17 protein-coding genes are annotated in these 17,269 nt (G+C 75.1%); 12 read left to right on the top strand and 5 right to left on the bottom strand.

Features of this window, described 5'->3' with window-relative positions; genetic code table 11:
• The first annotated feature begins 49 nt into the window (after positions 1-49).
• From ACFFHU_RS20740 to ACFFHU_RS20710, 7 genes are all read left to right on the top strand, one after another.
• Positions 50-778 carry a (Fe-S)-binding protein gene (locus ACFFHU_RS20740; RefSeq protein ID WP_377341346.1) on the top strand — a complete coding sequence of 243 codons (729 nt, stop codon included), beginning with the start codon at positions 50-52 and terminating at the stop codon, positions 776-778.
• A gap of 107 nt (positions 779-885) precedes the next feature.
• Positions 886-2,304 (top strand): lactate utilization protein B, encoded by a 1,419-nt coding sequence (locus tag ACFFHU_RS20735; RefSeq protein WP_377341843.1) that lies wholly within the window; start codon positions 886-888, stop codon positions 2,302-2,304.
• Positions 2,301-3,134 (top strand): LutC/YkgG family protein, encoded by an 834-nt coding sequence (locus ACFFHU_RS20730; RefSeq protein WP_377341344.1) that lies wholly within the window; start codon positions 2,301-2,303, stop codon positions 3,132-3,134. Before ACFFHU_RS20735 ends, ACFFHU_RS20730 begins: the two co-directional genes overlap by 4 nt.
• Before the next feature lie 61 nt (positions 3,135-3,195).
• On the top strand, positions 3,196-4,551 hold the full coding sequence (locus ACFFHU_RS20725; RefSeq protein ID WP_377341342.1) for a uracil-xanthine permease family protein: 1,356 nt from the start codon (positions 3,196-3,198) through the stop codon (positions 4,549-4,551).
• Between the two features lie 76 nt (positions 4,552-4,627).
• Positions 4,628-5,152, top strand: a complete 525-nt coding sequence (locus ACFFHU_RS20720) for a PadR family transcriptional regulator (protein ID WP_377341340.1) — start codon at positions 4,628-4,630, stop codon at positions 5,150-5,152.
• Positions 5,149-5,907 carry an ABC transporter ATP-binding protein gene (locus ACFFHU_RS20715; RefSeq protein ID WP_377341338.1) on the top strand — a complete coding sequence of 253 codons (759 nt, stop codon included), beginning with the start codon at positions 5,149-5,151 and terminating at the stop codon, positions 5,905-5,907. Before ACFFHU_RS20720 ends, ACFFHU_RS20715 begins: the two co-directional genes overlap by 4 nt.
• Positions 5,904-8,192 (top strand): ABC transporter permease, encoded by a 2,289-nt coding sequence (locus ACFFHU_RS20710; RefSeq protein WP_377341336.1) that lies wholly within the window; start codon positions 5,904-5,906, stop codon positions 8,190-8,192. Before ACFFHU_RS20715 ends, ACFFHU_RS20710 begins: the two co-directional genes overlap by 4 nt.
• A gap of 72 nt (positions 8,193-8,264) precedes the next feature.
• On the opposite strand, the gene ACFFHU_RS20705 is transcribed toward ACFFHU_RS20710, so the two are convergent.
• Positions 8,265-8,489 (bottom strand): ferredoxin, encoded by a 225-nt coding sequence (locus ACFFHU_RS20705; RefSeq protein WP_377341334.1) that lies wholly within the window; start codon positions 8,487-8,489, stop codon positions 8,265-8,267.
• 147 nt (positions 8,490-8,636) lie between these two features.
• Here ACFFHU_RS20705 and ACFFHU_RS20700 point away from each other — a divergent pair, with 147 nt between their 5' ends.
• Complete coding sequence (locus ACFFHU_RS20700; protein WP_377341332.1) at positions 8,637-9,368, top strand: hypothetical protein; 732 nt, start codon at positions 8,637-8,639, stop codon at positions 9,366-9,368.
• Positions 9,369-9,392: 24 nt separating this feature from the next.
• Here the strand turns inward: ACFFHU_RS20700 and ACFFHU_RS20695 are convergent, their stop codons facing one another.
• Positions 9,393-9,983: an MOSC domain-containing protein gene (locus tag ACFFHU_RS20695; RefSeq protein WP_377341330.1), complete on the bottom strand. Its 591-nt coding sequence runs from the start codon at positions 9,981-9,983 to the stop codon at positions 9,393-9,395.
• Between the two features lie 93 nt (positions 9,984-10,076).
• Here ACFFHU_RS20695 and ACFFHU_RS20690 point away from each other — a divergent pair, with 93 nt between their 5' ends.
• The 4 genes from ACFFHU_RS20690 (at position 10,077) to ACFFHU_RS20675 (ending at position 14,734) form a co-directional block, all read left to right on the top strand.
• Positions 10,077-10,586, top strand: a complete 510-nt coding sequence (locus ACFFHU_RS20690; protein WP_377341328.1) for a DinB family protein — start codon at positions 10,077-10,079, stop codon at positions 10,584-10,586.
• A gap of 177 nt (positions 10,587-10,763) precedes the next feature.
• A complete protein-coding gene (gene ggt, locus ACFFHU_RS20685; protein ID WP_377341327.1) occupies positions 10,764-12,653 on the top strand; it encodes a gamma-glutamyltransferase in 1,890 nt (629 codons plus the stop codon).
• Between the two features lie 303 nt (positions 12,654-12,956).
• Positions 12,957-13,997, top strand: coding sequence for a zinc-dependent alcohol dehydrogenase family protein (locus ACFFHU_RS20680; protein ID WP_377341325.1), 1,041 nt, complete (start codon positions 12,957-12,959; stop codon positions 13,995-13,997).
• 32 nt (positions 13,998-14,029) lie between these two features.
• Positions 14,030-14,734: a CBS domain-containing protein gene (locus ACFFHU_RS20675; RefSeq protein WP_377341324.1), complete on the top strand. Its 705-nt coding sequence runs from the start codon at positions 14,030-14,032 to the stop codon at positions 14,732-14,734.
• 31 nt (positions 14,735-14,765) lie between these two features.
• Here ACFFHU_RS20675 and ACFFHU_RS20670 read toward each other — a convergent pair whose 3' ends face one another.
• From ACFFHU_RS20670 to ACFFHU_RS20660, 3 genes are all read right to left on the bottom strand, one after another.
• On the bottom strand, positions 14,766-15,608 hold the full coding sequence (locus tag ACFFHU_RS20670) for an SAM-dependent methyltransferase (RefSeq protein ID WP_377341322.1): 843 nt from the start codon (positions 15,606-15,608) through the stop codon (positions 14,766-14,768).
• Between the two features lie 69 nt (positions 15,609-15,677).
• A complete protein-coding gene (locus tag ACFFHU_RS20665; RefSeq protein WP_377341321.1) occupies positions 15,678-16,745 on the bottom strand; it encodes a glycoside hydrolase family 88 protein in 1,068 nt (355 codons plus the stop codon).
• The gene (locus ACFFHU_RS20660; RefSeq protein ID WP_377341319.1) at positions 16,742-17,251 is read right to left on the bottom strand and encodes a mycothiol transferase; all 510 of its coding nucleotides are present in this window, start codon (positions 17,249-17,251) and stop codon (positions 16,742-16,744) included. The genes ACFFHU_RS20665 and ACFFHU_RS20660 overlap by 4 nt, the downstream gene beginning before the upstream one ends.
• Between the last annotated feature and the right edge of the window lie 18 nt (positions 17,252-17,269).

Raw genomic sequence — 17,269 nt, 5'->3', positions numbered from 1 at the left:
CCGGACGTAGGGTGGCGATCACCTGCCACCGGCGCCGGGAGGTGACGACGTGGCAACCGCGGACCAACCGCCCGACCGGGTCGCTCTCTTCGTGACCTGTTTCAACGATACGCTGTTCCCGCAGGTCGGCCGGGCCACGGTGACGCTGCTGGAACGGCTCGGCGTCACGGTCGACTTCCCGCTCGGCCAGACCTGCTGCGGCCAGCTGCACTTCAACTCCGGCTACCGCCGGGAGTGCGAGCCGCTGGTGGACCGGTTCGCCGAGGTGTTCGCGGACTACCCGGCGGTGGTCACCCCATCCGCGTCCTGCGCGGCCATGGTGCGGCACCAGCACCCGGTGCTGCGGCCGGACCGCACGCCGCCCCCGGTGTACGAGCTCAGCGAGTTCCTCGTCGACGTGCTCGGGGTGACGGACGTGGGCGCCTCGTTCCCGCACCGGGTCGCCTGGCACACCACCTGCCACTCCCGACGGATGCTGCGGATCGGCGACCGGCCGGCGCGGCTGCTGGCCGAGGTGCGCGGCCTGGACCTGCTGCCGCTGACCCACCCCGAGCAGTGCTGCGGGTTCGGCGGCACGTTCAGCGTCAAGAACCCGGACACCTCGGTGGCGATGGGCGACGACAAGGCCGACGACGTGCTCGACACCGGCGCCGAGCTGCTGGCCGCCGCGGACACCTCCTGCCTCATGCACATCGGCGGGCTGCTGTCCCGGCGCGGGGCGCCCGTCCGGCCCGTACACCTGGCGGAGATCCTGGCCGCGACGGAGCCGGCGCCATGACCGCGGCCGCGACCGGCGGCGGCGCCGGCGGCGCGACCAGCGCAACCACCGACGGCGCGACCGGCGGCGGCGGCGCGACCGGCGGCGGGCATCCGACGTTCCTCGGCATGCCGCCGTTCCCGCGCACCGCCCGGGCGGCCCTGGCCGACCCGCAACTGCGGGCCAACCTGGCCCGGGCCACCGCCACCATCGGGGCCAAGCGCGAACGCACGGTCGCGGAGCTGCCGGACTGGGAGGAGCTGCGCCGGGCCGGCGCGGCCATCAAGGACCGGGTCCTGGCCGACCTGCCGGAGCTGCTCGAACAGCTGGAGGCCGCGGTCACCGCGGCCGGCGGCACGGTGCACTGGGCCCGGGACGCCGCCGAGGCCAACGCGATCGTGGCCGGCATCGCCAAGGCGCACGGCGCCCGGGAGGTCGTCAAGGTCAAGTCGATGGCCACCCAGGAGATCGAGCTGAACGCGGCCCTGGCGGCCGAGGGCATCGAGGCGTGGGAGACCGACCTGGCCGAGCTGATCGTGCAGCTCGGCCACGACCTGCCGTCGCACATCCTGGTTCCGGCCATCCACTACAACCGGGGACAGATCCGGGACGTCTTCGTCCGGGAGATGGGCCGGGTCGGCCGGCCCGCCCCGGACGGCATCGGCGACCGGCCGGCCGAGCTGGCCGAGGCCGCCCGGCTGCACCTGCGGGAGAAGTTCCTCCGCGCGCCGGTCGCGGTCTCCGGCGGGAACTTCGCGGTGGCCGACACCGGCACGATCGTCGTGCTGGAGTCCGAGGGCAACGGGCGGATGTGCCTGACCCTGCCGCCCGTGCTGGTCACCGTGCTCGGCATCGAGAAGGTCGTGCCGACCTGGAGCGACCTGGAGGTCTTCCTCCAGCTGCTGCCCCGGGCGTCCACGGCCGAGCGGATGAACCCCTACACCTCGACCTGGACCGGGGTCACCCCCGGCGACGGGCCGCAGGTGTTCCACCTGGTGCTGCTGGACAACGGCCGGTCGGGGACGCTGGCCGACCCGGTCGGCCGGCAGGCGCTGCGCTGCATCCGCTGCTCCGCCTGCCTCAACGTGTGCCCGGTCTACCAGCGCACCGGCGGCCGGGCGTACGGCTCGGCCTACCCGGGCCCGATCGGCGCGATCCTCACCCCGCAGCTACGCGGCATCAACCAGCACGCGGTGGACGAGCAGACGGCCTCGCTGCCCTTCGCCTCCTCGCTCTGCGGCGCCTGCTTCGACGCCTGCCCGGTACGGATCGACATCCCCGAGGTGCTGCTGCACCTGCGCGCCCGGGTGGTGGACCGGCAGCGCGGCCACCTGGCCGAGCGGGCCGCGCTGGCCACCGCGGCCGCGACGCTGGACCGGCCCGGCCGGCTCGCCGCGGTGCAGCGGGTGGCCGGCGGGCTGCTGGGCGGCCGGCGGCGGCTCCGGCTGCGCGGCCCGGGCTGGCTGGGCGCCTGGTTCGGGGCCCGGGATCTGGCCCCGCCGGCCCGCGAGTCGTTCCGGCGCTGGTGGCGGAGGAACCGGGGATGAGCGACCCGACGCGTGACCGCCCGGTGCGCCATCCGGCTGGCGGGGATGCGCGGGCGGAGATCCTGCGCCGGCTCCGGGGCGCGCTGGCCGATCGGCCGCGGCCGGCCGAGGTGCCCCGGGACTACCGCCGGGCCCTCGGACCCGGCGTGGACGTGCTCGACCTGTTCGCCGAGCGGGCCGCCGACTACCGGGCCACCGTGCACCGGGTGACGGAGCGCGAGTTGCCGTCCGCGCTGGCCGCGGTGGTGGCGGAGGCGGCCACGCCCGGGACGCCGGCGACGGCGAAGACGGCGGACGCCGAAACGGCCGCGACCAGGACGGCCGAAGCGGGCACGGCCGCGACCAGGACGGCCGAAGCGGGCACGGCCGCGACCAGGACGGCCGACGCCGGGATCGCCGACGCCGGGACGGGGCGAGCGGGCCACGGCCGGCTCGTCGTGCCGCCCGGCCTGCCGCCGGAGTGGCACGCCGGGCTCGCCGTCGAGGTGGACGACCCGCCGCTGCCGGCGGACCGGTTGGACCGGGCCGCCGGGGTGCTCACCGCGGCGGCCGTGGCGATCGCCCTCACCGGCACGGTGGTCCTCGACGCGGGTCCCGGGCAGGGGCGGCGGGCCATCAGCCTGCTGCCCGACCTGCACCTGTGCGTCATCCGCGCCGACCAGGTGGTGGGCACGGTGGCCGAGGCGCTGGCCCGGCTCGATCCGCGGCGTCCGCAGACCTGGATCAGCGGGCCGTCGGCCACCAGCGACATCGAACTGGACCGGGTCGAGGGCGTGCACGGCCCGCGCAACCTGCACCTGTTCCTCGTGCGGCCGGGGCGGGGCTGCTAGAAACGGTACGGGTCGTCCGCGCCCCCATCGATCCGGAACCAGAAGGGTGCGTGCGCGCCAGATGAGCGAGACCACCAGCGAGTCCCCCGCCCGACCGTTCGGCTGGGCGGTCCACGGCGACGGCCGGACCATCCGACCCGGGGCGGTGGTGGGCCCGCACGAGCGGCTGTCCTGGCCGCGCACCGTCGGGGTGGGCGTCCAGCACGTGGTCGCCATGTTCGGGGCCACCTTCACCGTTCCGCTGATCACCGGCTTCCCGCCGGCCACCACGCTGTTCTTCTCCGGCCTGGGCACCATGCTGTTCCTGCTGCTCACCCGCGGCCGGGTGCCGTCGTACCTCGGCTCGTCGTTCGCGTTCATCGCGCCGGTGCTGGCGGCGAAGGCCGGCGGCGATCTGGGCCCGGCGCTGGGCGGGATCCTGGTCACCGGCGCCCTGCTGGCCGTGGTGGGCCTGCTGGTGCAGGCGGTGGGGGCGCGGTGGATCGACGCGCTCATGCCGCCGGTGGTGACCGGCGCGATCGTCGCGCTCATCGGCCTCAATCTCGCGCCCACGGCCTGGAACGGCGGCGGCAACGGCGGGGTACGCGCTCAGCCCGGCGTCGCGGTGGTCACCATCGCGGCGATCCTGCTGGCCACGGTGGCGTTCCGGGGCTTCCTCGGCCGGCTGTCGATCCTGCTCGGTGTGGTGCTGGGCTGGTTGTTCGCGGCCGCCGTCGGTGGGCTCGACCCGGCCGCCACCCACCGGCTGGCCGAGGCCGCCTGGGTGGGGCTGCCCCGGTTCCACGCCCCGAGCTTCGGCTGGCGGGCCATCGCGCTGATCGTGCCGGTGATCCTGGTGCTGATCGCGGAGAACGCCGGACACGTCAAGGCGGTCGCCGCGATGACCGGGCGCAACCTGGACCGGGAGATGGGCCGGGCGTTCCTCGGCGACGGGCTGGCCACCATGCTGGCCGGCGCGGGCGGCGGCTCGGGCACCACGACGTACGCCGAGAACATCGGGGTGATGGCGGCGACCCGGGTGTATTCGACGGCCGCCTACTGGGTGGCCGGCGCGGCCGCCGTGCTGCTGGGGCTGAGTCCGAAGTTCGGCGCGCTGATCCTGACCGTGCCGGCGGGCGTGCTCGGCGGGGCCACGACGGTGCTGTACGGCCTCATCGCCGTGCTCGGCGCGCGGATCTGGCTGGAGAACCGGGTCGACTTCCACGATCCGGTGAACCTGATGACCGCGGCCGTGGCGGTCATCATCGGTGCGGCCAACTACACCCTGACCGCCGGGGACCTGTCGTTCAACGGCATCGCGCTCGGCTCGGCCGCGGCCCTGGCCGTCTACCACCTGATGCGGCTGGTCGCCCGACTGCGCGGCCGGTCTAGCCCGGACCCCACCCCCGACACCGAGGTGCCCGAAGCCCCGATCTGAGCCGTTCCGGTTCCCTCGACGGACCGGGCCGGGGAACTACACGCGATGTGTATACGCGATGTGTATAGTGGTCGGCATGACGATCGGTCAGACCTTCCTCGGCCTGCTTGAGGCCGGTCCCCGGCACGGCTACGACCTGAAGCGCAGCTACGACGAGCGGTTCGGGCAGGCCCGGCCGCTGCCGTTCGGCCAGGTCTACGCGACGCTGTCCCGGCTGCTGCGCAGCGGGCTGGTCGAGGTGGACGCGGTGGAGCCGGGCGGCGGCCCCGAGCGCAAGCGCTACGCGATCACCCACGCGGGGGTCACCGACGTCGCCCGCTGGCTGTCCGTCCCGGAGAAGCCCGACGCGTACCTGCAGAGCGTGCTCTACACGAAGGTCGTCCTCGCGCTGCTCACCGGCCGGTCCGCGGCCGACCTGCTGGACGTGCAGCGCGCCGAGCACCTGCGGATGATGCGCGAGCTGACCCGGCGCAAGTCCGCAGACGACCTCGCCGAGCAGCTCATCTGCGACCACGCGCTGTTCCACCTGGAGGCCGACCTGCGGTGGCTGGAGCTGACCGCGGCCCGCCTCGACGAGCTGGCCGCGCGGGTGAAGGCATGACCGCCCCGCACGCCGGGTCCGCGCCGCCCGGCCCCGGGTCCGCGCCCGCCGAGCCCGGGTCCGCGCCGGCTGGCGCCGAGCCGCTGCTGGTCGGGGAGGACGTACACAAGTCCTTCGGTACCACCGCCGCGCTGGCCGGCGCCTCGCTGCGGGTCGACGCCGGCGACATGGTGGCCGTGATGGGCCCGTCCGGTTCCGGCAAGTCCACCCTGCTGCACTGCCTCGCCGGGATCGTGCCGGCGGACTCCGGCGAGGTGCGCTACCGGGGTCGCGACCTGCGGTCCATGCCGGACGCCGAACGCAGCGCGCTGCGCCGCCGCGAGTTCGGCTTCGTCTTCCAGTTCGGCCAGCTGGTGCCCGAGCTGACCTGCCTGGAAAACGTGGCCCTGCCGCTGCGGCTGGAGCGGGTGCACCGGCGGGCCGCCGAAGGCCGGGCCGCCGAGTGGCTGGACCGGTTGGAGGTCGGCGACGTGGCCGGCAAGCGGCCGGGCGAGATCTCCGGCGGTCAGGCCCAGCGGGTGGCCGTGGCCCGCGCGCTGGTCACCGCCCCCCGGGTGGTGTTCGCCGACGAGCCGACCGGCGCGCTGGACTCGCTCAACGGCGAGCGGGTGATGCGGCTGCTCACCGCGGCCGCCCGGGACACCGGTGCCGCCGTCGTGCTGGTCACCCACGAGGCGCGGGTGGCCGCGTACGCCGATCGGGAGGTCGTGGTCCGCGACGGCCGCACCCGCGCGGACCTGGCGGTGCGGGCGTGACCGACCTGTTGCTCGGGGCCCGGCTCGCGGTGACCGGCGGCCGGGACGGCTGGACCCGCACGGTGCTCACGGCGCTCGGCGTCGGGATCGGGGTGGCCCTGCTGCTGCTCGCGGCCGCCGTACCGGGCGCGCTGAGCGCGCACGGCGCCCGCACCGACGCGCGCGACAACACGCGGTTCGGCGAGCCCATCCCGCGGGCCGCGAACACCCTGCTGGTGGCCAACGTGGACACGCCCTTCCGGAACCGGTCCGTGCGTGGGCGGATCTTCCAGGCGGAGGGCCCGGACGCCCCAGTGCCGCCCGGGCTCACGGCGCTGCCCCGGCCCGGCGAGGCGGTCGTGTCCCCCGCGCTCCGTCGGCTGCTCGCCTCGCCGGAGGGCGCGCTGTTCGCGCCCCGGCTGCGCGGCGCCAAGGTGGTCGGCACGGTCGGCCGGGACGGTCTCGCCGGCCCCGGTGAGCTGGTGTTCTATCTGGGCAGCGACGCGCTGACGACCGACCGGGCGAGCCGGGTGGACTCGTTCGGCGGCGGTGACTCCGGGGAGGGACTCGGCCCGGTTCTCATCCTGTTGGTGGCCGTCGTCTTCGTCGTACTGCTGCTGCCCATCGCGGTCTTCCTGGCGGCGGCCGTGCGATTCGGCAGCGAGCGCCGGGACCGCCGGCTGGCCGCGCTGCGCCTGGTCGGCGCGGACGCGGCGATGACCCGCCGGATCGCCGCGGGCGAGGCGGCGGCCGCGGCCGGGCTCGGGCTGCTGGTCGGCGGCGCGCTCTTCGCGCTCGGCCGCCAGCTCGTGCCGCTGGTCACCCTGTGGGACATCAGCGTGTACGCCTCGGACGTGCGGCCCGCGCCGGTTCTGGTGGCGGTGATCGCGCTGGCGGTGCCGCTGGTGGCCGTCGCGGCCTCGCTGGTGGCGCTGCGCGGCGTGCTGGTCGAGCCGCTGGGGGTGACCCGCCGGGCCGGCACGGGGCGGCGCCGGCTGGGGTGGCGGCTGCTGCCGGTCGCCGGCGGGCTCGCGCTGCTGTACCCGCTGCTCGGTGCGATCCGCGACGGCGACGGACGCCGGGCCGGTTACCAGGTGGCGGCCGGCGCGGCGCTGCTGCTGATCGGGACCGTCACCCTGCTGCCCTGGCTGGTCGAGGCGGTCGTACGCCCGCTGCGCGGCGGGCCGGTGGCCTGGCAGCTCGCCGTCCGGCGACTGCAGGCGGACAGCGGCGGCTCGGCGCGGCTGGTCGGCGGACTCGCCGTGGCGGTGGCCGGGGTGATCGGGTTGCAGATGTTGTTCGCGGTGGCCCAGACCGAGTCCACCACCCGCACCGGCCAGGATCCCTCCCGGGCCACCCTCGAGGTTGAGGTTGAGGTGCCGGCCGCGTCCGGCGCGCGGGTGGTCGAGGACCGTCTGCTCGGCGCCCCAGGCGTGACGGGCGGCACCGCGACGCTGCGGGTCGACGCGCGCGACGCCACCGGTCCGGGCGATCTCCTGGGGCTGCGCGTCGGGGACTGCGCGGCGCTGTCCGAATTCGCCGTGCTGCCGGGCTGCGCCGACGGCCAGGTGTTCGCGGCCGACGGGCCGCCCGAGCAGAGAGCTGCGCCGCTGGAGCTGCGCCCCGGCCAGCGGCTGCTGGTCGGTCAGGACGTCGCCTGGACCGTGCCGGCGGCGGTGCCGCACGTGCCGGCCCGGGCCGACCCGGCCGGCTGGGCCGAGACGCAGCTGCTGGTCACACCTGGGGCCATAGATGTCGGTCGGATCGCTCTGATCGCGGGAGTCAGCGCCTTCCTGCGCACCGATCCGGCCGACCGAGACGCCATCGAGCGGCTCCGCAACATCGCGGCCGAACTCGACCGGTACGACGGTGGCGCCGTGAACCAGCTGTCGGCCACCCGGGAGGTCGGCAAGTTCGACTCGATCCGCCGGGGCCTGTACGCCGGCGCGGTGCTCACGCTGCTGCTGATCGGCGCGAGCATGCTGGTCGCGGTGCTGGAACAGCTGCGCGAGCGGCGCCGGCTACTGGCCATGCTGGTGGCGGTGGGCACCCGGCGGTCCACCCTGGGCTGGTCGGTGCTCTGGCAGGCCGCCGTGCCGGTCGGGCTGGGCCTGGTCCTCGCGGTCGGCTTCGGACTGGCGCTCGGCGCGATCCTGCTGCGCCTGGTCACCGTGCCGTTCGCGGTGTCCTGGCCGGTGGTGGGCGCCGCCGCTGGGTTGGCTGCCGGCACCGTGCTGCTGGTGACGGCGGGCAGCCTGCCGGCGCTCTGGCGGCTGACCCGGCCGGGCGGCCTGCGTACGGAATGACGCTCGGCGGCTGATCAGGACGGGCTCGCCCCTCCCGACGCTCGACCAGGCTGGGCCGGTCCCGACGCTCGATCAGGCCGGCTCGACGAGCCGGATGGCCCCGGAAGGGCACAGCTGGGCAGCCCGGCGGACGCCGGGGGTGAGGTCGGCCGGCGGACGCTGGATGCGCAGCATCACCAGGCCGTCCGCCTCGTCCTGGTCGAACACCTCCGGCGCGGCCCCGACGCAGTTGCCGGAGCTGCAGCAGGCGTCCCGATCCAGCTCGATGCGCGGACCGGTGAGCACGTCGTCGGCCATCCGGGACCCCCTCGTCCGAGGTCGGTCACGGTACCCAGCGCCCGAGCCGGTCACCACGTCCGCAGTTGGCCGCGCCGCGGCGACGGCTCGGGAATTCCATGACACTTGTCGTACCGGGGCGGCGGCGGCCCTCCATACGCTGATCGCATGAGGCAGCGCCGATTCCCGATCGTCACCGCCATCGTTCTTGGGCTGACCGCGGTCGCGGAGCTGCTGCAGTGGACGGTGCGGGGTTGGGGACCGGCGCTGGAGCGAGATCCGAACGGCCTCGCCTGGTCGCACTGGTGGCGCCTGTTCTCGCCGCTGCTCACCCAGATGGCCTCGCCCGGCGTCTCGGGGACCGCGCAGTTCGTCAGCAACATGGTGTTCCTCGCGGTCATCGGCGTCGGCGCCGAGCGCGTGCTGGGCCCGCGGTGGTGGCTCGTCGGCTATGTCGTGGGCGGCGTCGTCGGGCAGGCCACCGGCTACTGGCTGGAACCGCCTGGCGGCGGCACCTCGGTCGCCATCCTCGGCGTGGCGGCGCTGTTCGCGATGGCCGTCGCGCTGGGGGCGCCCGCGCCGGCGGTCTCGCTGATGTTCGTCGGCTACTTCCTCGCCGCGATCACCCTCACCAACCTCACGAGCTGGATCGCGGCCGTGGCAGTCATCGTGATCGGTGGGTGGCTCTACCAGTTCGCCCGCGGCCGCTGGCCGCGCCGGGCCGACCTCGCGCTGATCGGGGTCGCGGTGCTCGCCGCGGCGGTGCTGATCGGGATCGGCGACCATCACGGCTGGGCCTTCGCGGCCGGCATGGCGCTCACCCCGCTGTACCGGCTGTCGCGGCAACGCCGAACGCGCACCTCGGATTGCCTCGACCGCGAACCCGACCTCGTCACCTGACCGCTGGGACCCGGGCCGGCGTCGTCAGCGGAGGCCGTCGGCGGGGAGCTGCCGTACGGTGTCGCCCGGCGTGATCGTCGCGCCGACGATCACCCTCGCGTTGAGGCCGCGCAGGCGCAGCCGCTTGGCCTCGTCGGTCCAGACGAGTTTGTGGGCGTCGCGCCCGAACCGGGCGGCGAACTTGGCGCAGCCGGTGTGCGGCTGATCGGTCACCTCGATCACGGCCCGGTCGCCGATGGCCAGGCGGGAACCCGCCGGCAGGGCGTCGACGCTCAGGTCGAGATCGAGGTAGAGCTGGTCACCGGCCAGCGCCCAGGCGTCCCGGTCGGGACCGGCGATCAGCTCGATGAAGCGGGAGTTGATGACGTTCAGCTGCATGTCGGGGTGCGGCGACCGGTCGGCCGTTCGTGAGCTGGACCGCTGGCGCCAGGTGTCGCCGACCAGCCCCGCGTCGGGGTCCAGCTCGGCCCGGGCCAGCACCTCCCGGGCGTCGACGGCGGGCCGGCGGACGGCCAGCTCGAGGGTGCCGACACCGCGCGGGGAGCACCGCACGAGGGGCAGGCCCGCCATGATCTCGTCGAGGGTGCGATGGCGTACGGTGCTGGAGTTTGCCACGACCCGACTGTGCCCGACGCGCGCAAGCGGCGTCCAAGCCGTTCTCGAAACGCGGGAAGCCGGCGCGCGGCGGCGGTGACGGACAATGCCGGGATGACGATGGAGTTCCCTGAACCGACGGTTCCGGCAGCGGGACGAGCCGAGGTCTTCCTGCGCTACCTCGACCACTTCCGGGAGATGGTGCTGGCGAAGGTGGCGGCGCTGCCCGAGGACGAGCTGCGCCGGAGCAGGCTTCCCTCGGGATGGACCCCGCTTGAGCTGATCAAGCATCTGCGCCACGTCGAGTTGCGCTGGATCGAGTGGGGATTCCAGGGCCGGGAGGTGGCGGAGCCGTGGGGAGACCAGCGCGGGGACCGGTGGCACGTGGCGCCCGACGAGACCCGCGACACCCTGGTGACGGCGCTGCGGGCGCAGGGCGTACACACCGCAAGCGTGATCGCCGGCACCGACCTGGCGACCGTCGGGGTTCCCGGCCCGAGATGGGAGGGGGCGGAACCGCCTCCGCTGGAACGGGTGTTGTTCCACCTCCTGCAGGAGTACGCCCGGCACCTCGGACACCTCGACATCGTCACCGAACTCGCCGGCGGCCCGATCGGCGAGTAGGTCCGTTTCCCGCCATCGGGGCGGCCGGTCACCGCCCGACCGCACCCTCGGCACCTGCGCTGACACCCCCGCGACGGCCCGAGCGCCAAGGCCGGCGCCCTCCGCCGCTCGATTTGTGCCCGCCGGCCGGCGGCGGTAGGCAGGGGCAAGGACATCGATCACCCCTCGGAGGCCTCGATGCGGAAACGGCGGGGATTCTCGCTCGTCACACTCACGGTCTGCGCCCTCGTGGCCGCCCCCACGGCGGCCGTCGCCGGCCCGGCGGTCACCGGCCGCGCCGGCGCCGCAGGCGGAGGCGCCGCGAACGCGACGCGTGCCGGCACGGCGGGCGCGGCGCGGGCCGACCGCGCGGCCACCGGCGCCGTGCAGAAACAGGCCACGGCCGTCGGGCACGGCGGGGCGGTGGCCACGGTGGACCTGGACGCCACCCGCTCCGGGCTGGAGGTGCTGCGCCGGGGCGGCAACGCGGTCGACGCGGCCGTGGCCGCGGCGGCCACCCTGGGCGTGACCGAACCCTTCTCCTCCGGCATCGGCGGGGGCGGCTTCTTCGTGTACTACGACGCCCGCAGCCACCGGGTGTCCACGCTGGATGGTCGGGAGGCCGCGCCGGCCACCGCCACCGACAAGCTGTTCGTCGACCCGGCCACCGGGAAGGCGTACAGCTTCAACGAGGCGCGGGTCAGCGGGCTGTCCGTCGGGACGCCCGGCACGCTGGCCACCTGGCAGGAGGCGCTGCGCCGCTGGGGCACCCGCTCGCTCGGCCGGTCGCTGCAACCGGCCATCGGCGTGGCGTCCCGCGGCTTCACGGTGGATGAGACGTTCCGGAGCCAGGTGGCCGACAACGCGGCCGACTTCGGCCAGTTCACCTCGACCCGCGCGCTCTACCTGCCCGGCGGCCAGCCGCCGGCCGTGGGCTCGACGTTCCGCAACCCCGACCTGGCCCGGACGTACGCCGAAATCGCCCGGCGGGGCACGGACGCGTTCTACCGTGGGGACATCGGCCGGGACGTGGTGCGTACCGTCCAGCACCCGCCGGTGGCCGCGGACCCGGCGCCCGGGTGGGCGTACCCGATCCGGCCCGGCGCCCTCACGGCGCGCGACCTGGCCGACTACCGGGTCCGGCGGCCGGCGCCGACCCACGTCGACTACCGCGGCTTGGACGTGTACGGGATGGCCACGCCGTCCAGCGGCGGCAGCACGGTCGGCGAGGCGCTGAACATCCTCGAACGCTCCGACCTGCGCCACCTGGACGCCACCCAGGCGCTGCACCGGTATCTGGAGGCCAGCGCGCTGGCGTTCGCGGACCGCAACCGGTACGTCGGTGACGACACCCCGCGTCCGCTGCTCAACCAACTGCTCAGCGACGGTTTCGCGGGCGAGCGGGCCTGCGCGATCGATCCGACCCGGGCGCTGCCCAAGCCGGTGGCCCCGGGCGTGCCGGACGGCTCGTACGGCGGCTGCCCGACCGTCTCCGGCGGCGCGTTCGGGGGCAACGAACAGCACACCACCAACCTCACCGTGGCCGACCGGTGGGGCAACGTGGTCGAGTGCACGCTCACGATCGAGCAGACCGGCGGCAACGCCATGGTGGTGCCCGGGCGCGGGTTCCTGCTCAACAACGAGCTGACCGACTTCAACTTCACGCCCACCCAGGGCGACGCGCCGGACCCCAACCTGCCCGGCCCGGGCAAGCGGCCGCGCAGCTCCATCTCCCCCACGATCGTGCTCCGGGACGGCCGGCCGTTCCTCGCGGTGGGCTCGCCGGGCGGCTCGACGATCATCACGACGGTGCTGCAGATCCTGCTGGGCCGGCTCGATCTCGGGCTGGACCTGCCGGCGGCCATCGCCGCGCCCCGTGCCAGCCAGCGCAACACCGCAACGGTGAGCGCGGAACCGGCCTTCATCGACTCGGCGCAGGGCCGGGCGCTGGCCGCGCTGGGGCACGCCTTCACGAGCACGCCGGAGATCGGCGCGGCCACCGGCATCGAGTTCCTCGGCCACGGCCGGCTGCTCGCCGCGGCCGAACCGGTCCGCCGCGGCGGCGGCTCGGCGGCCGTCGTCCGTTAGCGCCCGGCCAGCCCGCAAGGAAGGGCCCCTTCTTATCGTTTTTCGTATAGGAAGGGGCCCTTCTTAACGGCCCGGCACCGCCCGGCGGCACCGCCCGCGCGGTGCGGGCGCGCGGTGCGGGCGCGCGGTGCGCGCGGTGCGGGCGGTGCGGGCGCGCGGTGCGGGCGTCGTTAACAGGGGGCCCTTCCTCTACCGAAAGCGATAAGAAGGGGCCCTTCCTTGCGGGACGTATGGCCCTGACCTCGCGGGCGGGGCGGGGGTGGGATGGGAGGGACGGAGCGGACCGACCCGAGGAGGCCAACCATGAAGGCTCTCGTCTACGGCGGACCGGGACAGCGATCCTGGGCCGAGGTTCCGGATCCGGCCATCGTCGACCCCACCGACGCGATCATCCGGGTGGACACGGTGACCATCTGCGGAACCGACCTGCACATCCTGGGCGGTGACGTCCCGACGGTCGCCCCCGGCCGCGTCCTCGGGCACGAGGCCGTCGGCACGGTGACCGCCGTCGGGCCGGCCGTCACCACGGTCGCCCCGGGCGACCGGGTGCTCGCCTCCTGCATCTCCGCGTGCGGCCGCTGCCGCTACTGCCGGGAGGGCAGCTACGGCCAGTGCCGCGGCGGTGGTGGCTGGATCCTCGGCCACCTGGTGAACGGCGTGCAGGCCGAGTACGCCAGGATCCCGTTCGCGGACCTGTCCACGTACCTCCTGCCGGCGGGCGTCAGTGACGAGGCGGCAGTGCTGCTGGCCGACATCCTGCCCACCTCGTACGAGGTGGGGGTGCTGAACGGCCGGGTGCGCCCGGGCGACACGGTGGCCGTGGTGGGCACCGGACCGATCGGCCTGGCCGCGATCCGCACCGCCCGGCTCTTCTCCCCCGGGCACATCGTGGCGATCGACCGGGCCGACAGCCGGCTCGAGGCGGCGAAGCGGGCCGGCGCGGACCTCACGCTGAAGCCGGACCAGGACCCGCTCGCGGCGATCGGCCGGCTCACCGGCGGGCTGGGCGCGGACGTGGTGATCGAGGCGGTCGGCACGCCGGCCAGCTTCGAGCTGTGCGCCACGCTGATCCGCCCCGGTGGGCACCTCGCGAACATCGGCGTGCACGGCAAGCCGGCTACGTTGCACCTGGAGGACCTCTGGATCCGCAACGTCACCATCACCACCGGGCTGGTGGACACCAGCTCCACGCCGACCCTGCTGCGAATGCTCGCCGGTGGTCAACTCGAGGTCGGCGACCTCATCACCCATCGGTTCCCGCTGGACGCGATGGCGGAGGCGTACGAGACCTTCGCCGACCCCGCGCGCTCCGGGGCCCTCAAGGTCGCGCTCAGCCGGGCCTGACGGCCACGACCGGGTGCGGAAAGGAGTCCGTCATGCGCAGATGGCGGGTACAGGACGTCATGAGCGGCGACGTGGCGACGGTGCGGGCGGACACCCCGTACCGGCGGATCGTCGACCTGCTCGCGAGCCGGCACGTCAGCGCGGCGCCGGTGGTGGACGACGAGCGGCGGGTCCTCGGCGTGGTCTCCGAGGCGGACCTGCTGCACAAGGTCGAGCTCATCGGTGAGCCGCACGAGTGGCGGGTCTTCGAGGGCAACCGGCGGCGCACCGCGCGGGTCAAGGCGGACGGGCTGGTGGCGGCCGATCTGATGACCGCGCCGGCCGTGACCGTCCTGGCCCGGGCCTCGGTGGTGGCGGCGGCCCGGCGGATGAGCGGGGAACGGGTCAAGCGGCTCCCCGTGGTCGACGACGTGGGCCGGCTGGTCGGCATCGTGTCCCGCGGCGACCTGCTGCGGGTCCACCTGCGGCCCGACGCCGACATCCGGCACGAGGTGGTGGACGAGGTCCTGCGCCGGGTGCTGGCCGTGGAGGACGGCATGGTGGAGGTCACCGTCAACGACGGCGTGGTCCGGCTGGTGGGCCGGCTGGACCGGGCGACCTCGGTCGAGATCGCGGGCCGGCTGGCGGCCCAGGTGAGCGGGGTCGTGGAGGTGCGGAACGAACTCGATTACGCCTTCGACGACACTCCCGGCGCGGCGCTGCGGGCCGGCCGCACCACGCTGATGGACATCGCCTGACGCCTGCGGGCGGTCGTGGCCCGCGCCGGCGTCAGGGCTTGCGGGCCACGACCCCGTAGATCGACGCCTCGTGCAGCGGCGGCAGCTGATCCGCCGGGACCTCCGGCCGCCACTCGCTGGCCGGCACGACCCCGGGCTCGACCGGCGCCAGGCCGCCGAGGAACCGCTCGATCTCGGCCCGGCTCCGCGGGTTGCCGTCCGGCCGGCGCCCGCCGGCGAACTGCGTGGACGCCCGCTCGGTGACGTCGGCCGCGAGGAAGTCGGTGGTGAAGTGGGTCAGCGCGAGGTAGCTGCCGGACGGCAGCGCGTCGACGAGCCGGGCCACCACGTCGTACGGGCCGTCGTCGTCGCCGAGGAAGTGCAGGACGGCGATCAGCATCAGCGCCACCGGCCGGGACAGGTCGAGGATCCGGCGCAGCTCAGGATCGGCCAGGATCCGGTCCGGGTCGCGCAGGTCCGCGTCGAGGTACGCGGTGGCGCCCGCGACCGAGCTGGTCAGCAGCGCGCGGGCGTGCACCAGCACCATCGGGTCGTTGTCCACGTACACGATGCGGGAGTCGGGCGCGACGGCCTGGGCCACCTCGTGCGTGTTGTCGGCCGTGGGGATCCCGGTGCCGATGTCGAGGAACTGCCGGATGCCCGCCTCGGCGGCGAGGAACCGGACGGCGCGGCGCAGGAAGGCGCGGTTCTCCCGGGCGACTGTCCGGATCGCCGGGTAGACGGCGGCGATCTGGTCGCCGGACTCCCGGTCGGCCGCGAAGTTGTCCTTGCCACCGAGCCAGTAGTTGTACCGCCGGGCGGGGTGCATGACCGAGGTGTCCAGCCGGCCCGCCGCCACGCCGGGCACCTGGTCGGGACGGGACGGCACGGTCACGAGGGCCTCCAGAATCTCCGGGTACGGGCGCGGGCGGCCGCCCGTACCGGCACATGGTAGTGGCGGGTCCTAACCGGACGGTGCCCCGCGCCCGGCGCCGCCCGGGCGGCCCGGCCGCGCCGCGGTCAGCCGGTTGGACCGGTGGCCGGCCGCGGCGTGCGCGAGCAGGTGGAACGCCTGGGCCTCGGCCGAGGTGCCGGCCCGGGTGAAGTCCGGCGCGCCGCAGGCCCCCGTCACCAACCCGCGGGCGTCCACCCGCCGCTCGGCCGCCGCGAGCAGGTCGCGGCCCAGCTCCGCGTACGTCGGCGGCAGCCAGCCGTCGGCCGCCCCGGTGAGCGACGCGTACGCCAGCATCTGCGCGACGTTCGTCTCCGGGAAGCTGGTCGGATCGTCCAGGATGTCGGTGAACAGCCCGTCGTCGCCGCGGTGCCCGAGGCAGGCGTCCAGCACGCCACGGGCGTGCGCGGCCAGCTCGTCGCGGCCGCCGGGCGGCCAATCCCGGCCCAGGCGCAGGGCCCGGGCGATGCCGCCGACCACCCAACCGTTGCCGGTGCCCCAGTGCGCGCCGAGGACCAGCTCGGCCCGGTCGTCGTCCCAGCGCGCCGCGTACAGGCCGGTCCGCTCGTCGCAGAGCCGGCGCCGGTGCCCCGCCACCTGCTCGAGCGCCAGGTCGGCCCGGCCGGCGAGGACCAGCGGCGGCAGCACCATCCAGATCGTGTCGGCCCACACCTGACGCCCGGTGACCAGGTGGTAGAGGGTGCCGTCGTCGGCTCGCGGGCCGCGCTCCACCAGCCAGCCGAGCTGCCGGTCGAAGGCCGTGGTCCAGCGCCGCTCGCCGGTCAGCTCGGCGGCCCGGAAGACCGACTCGGCGCAGGCGGCCCCGTTGACCGCGCCGATGTCGTCCGACACCTCGCCCAGCCGGCCGTCGGCGGCCTGCCGGGTGGCGGCCGCGTCCGCCAGCAGCAGGGCGAGGTCGGTCCGCCCGAGGTCGAGCAGCGCCTGCGCGGCCACTCCCTGCTCCCAGGACTGCCGCTGCATGGCCAGCAGCGCGAGCAGCACCGCGTCCAGGTGGGCGGCGACCGGTTCCGGCGCCGCGGTCGGCGCCCGGTCCGGCGGGAGGCTGGGCGCGGCGGTCACGCCCGCTCGGCCAGCCCGCGGACGTACGCGGCCTGGCCGACGTGCTGGAAGTCGTCCTCCAGCACGCTGACCAGCCGCACGCCCAGGGTCACCGGGGGATCCCAGTTCTCGTCGACCACCCGGTCGAGGTCGGCCGGCTGCAACCCGCGCAGGTATTCCAGGGTGCGCTCGGTGACCGCCCGGTGATAGTCGATCAGGACCTGCGGGTCGCGCGGCGCCACGGCCGCGACCTGCTCGCTCGTGTGCCCGTACCCGGTGTTGCGCGGATCCGGGTCCAGCCCGAACCCGGCGGCCCGGTCGCCGGACACCCAGACCTGGTCGGCGTCGAGCAGCTCCGCGAGGTGGCTGTCCTGCACCCGGGTGAGGTGCCAGACGAGCCAACCGACGGAGTTGGCGCCCGGCCCCGGCGTCCAGCGCAGCTGGTCGGCGGAGAGCCCGTCGACCGCCGACCGGACCAGGTCCGGCAGCCGGTCGAACGCCTCGATCAGCAGGTCGCGCACGTCCACGTGTCTCCTCCTTCGGCC

Source organism: Plantactinospora siamensis (assembly GCF_042434095.1).
Lineage (GTDB): Bacteria > Actinomycetota > Actinomycetes > Mycobacteriales > Micromonosporaceae > KBS50.
The sequence above is the reverse complement of the archived record's forward strand: the minus strand, read 5'-3'. Positions and strand labels throughout refer to the sequence as shown.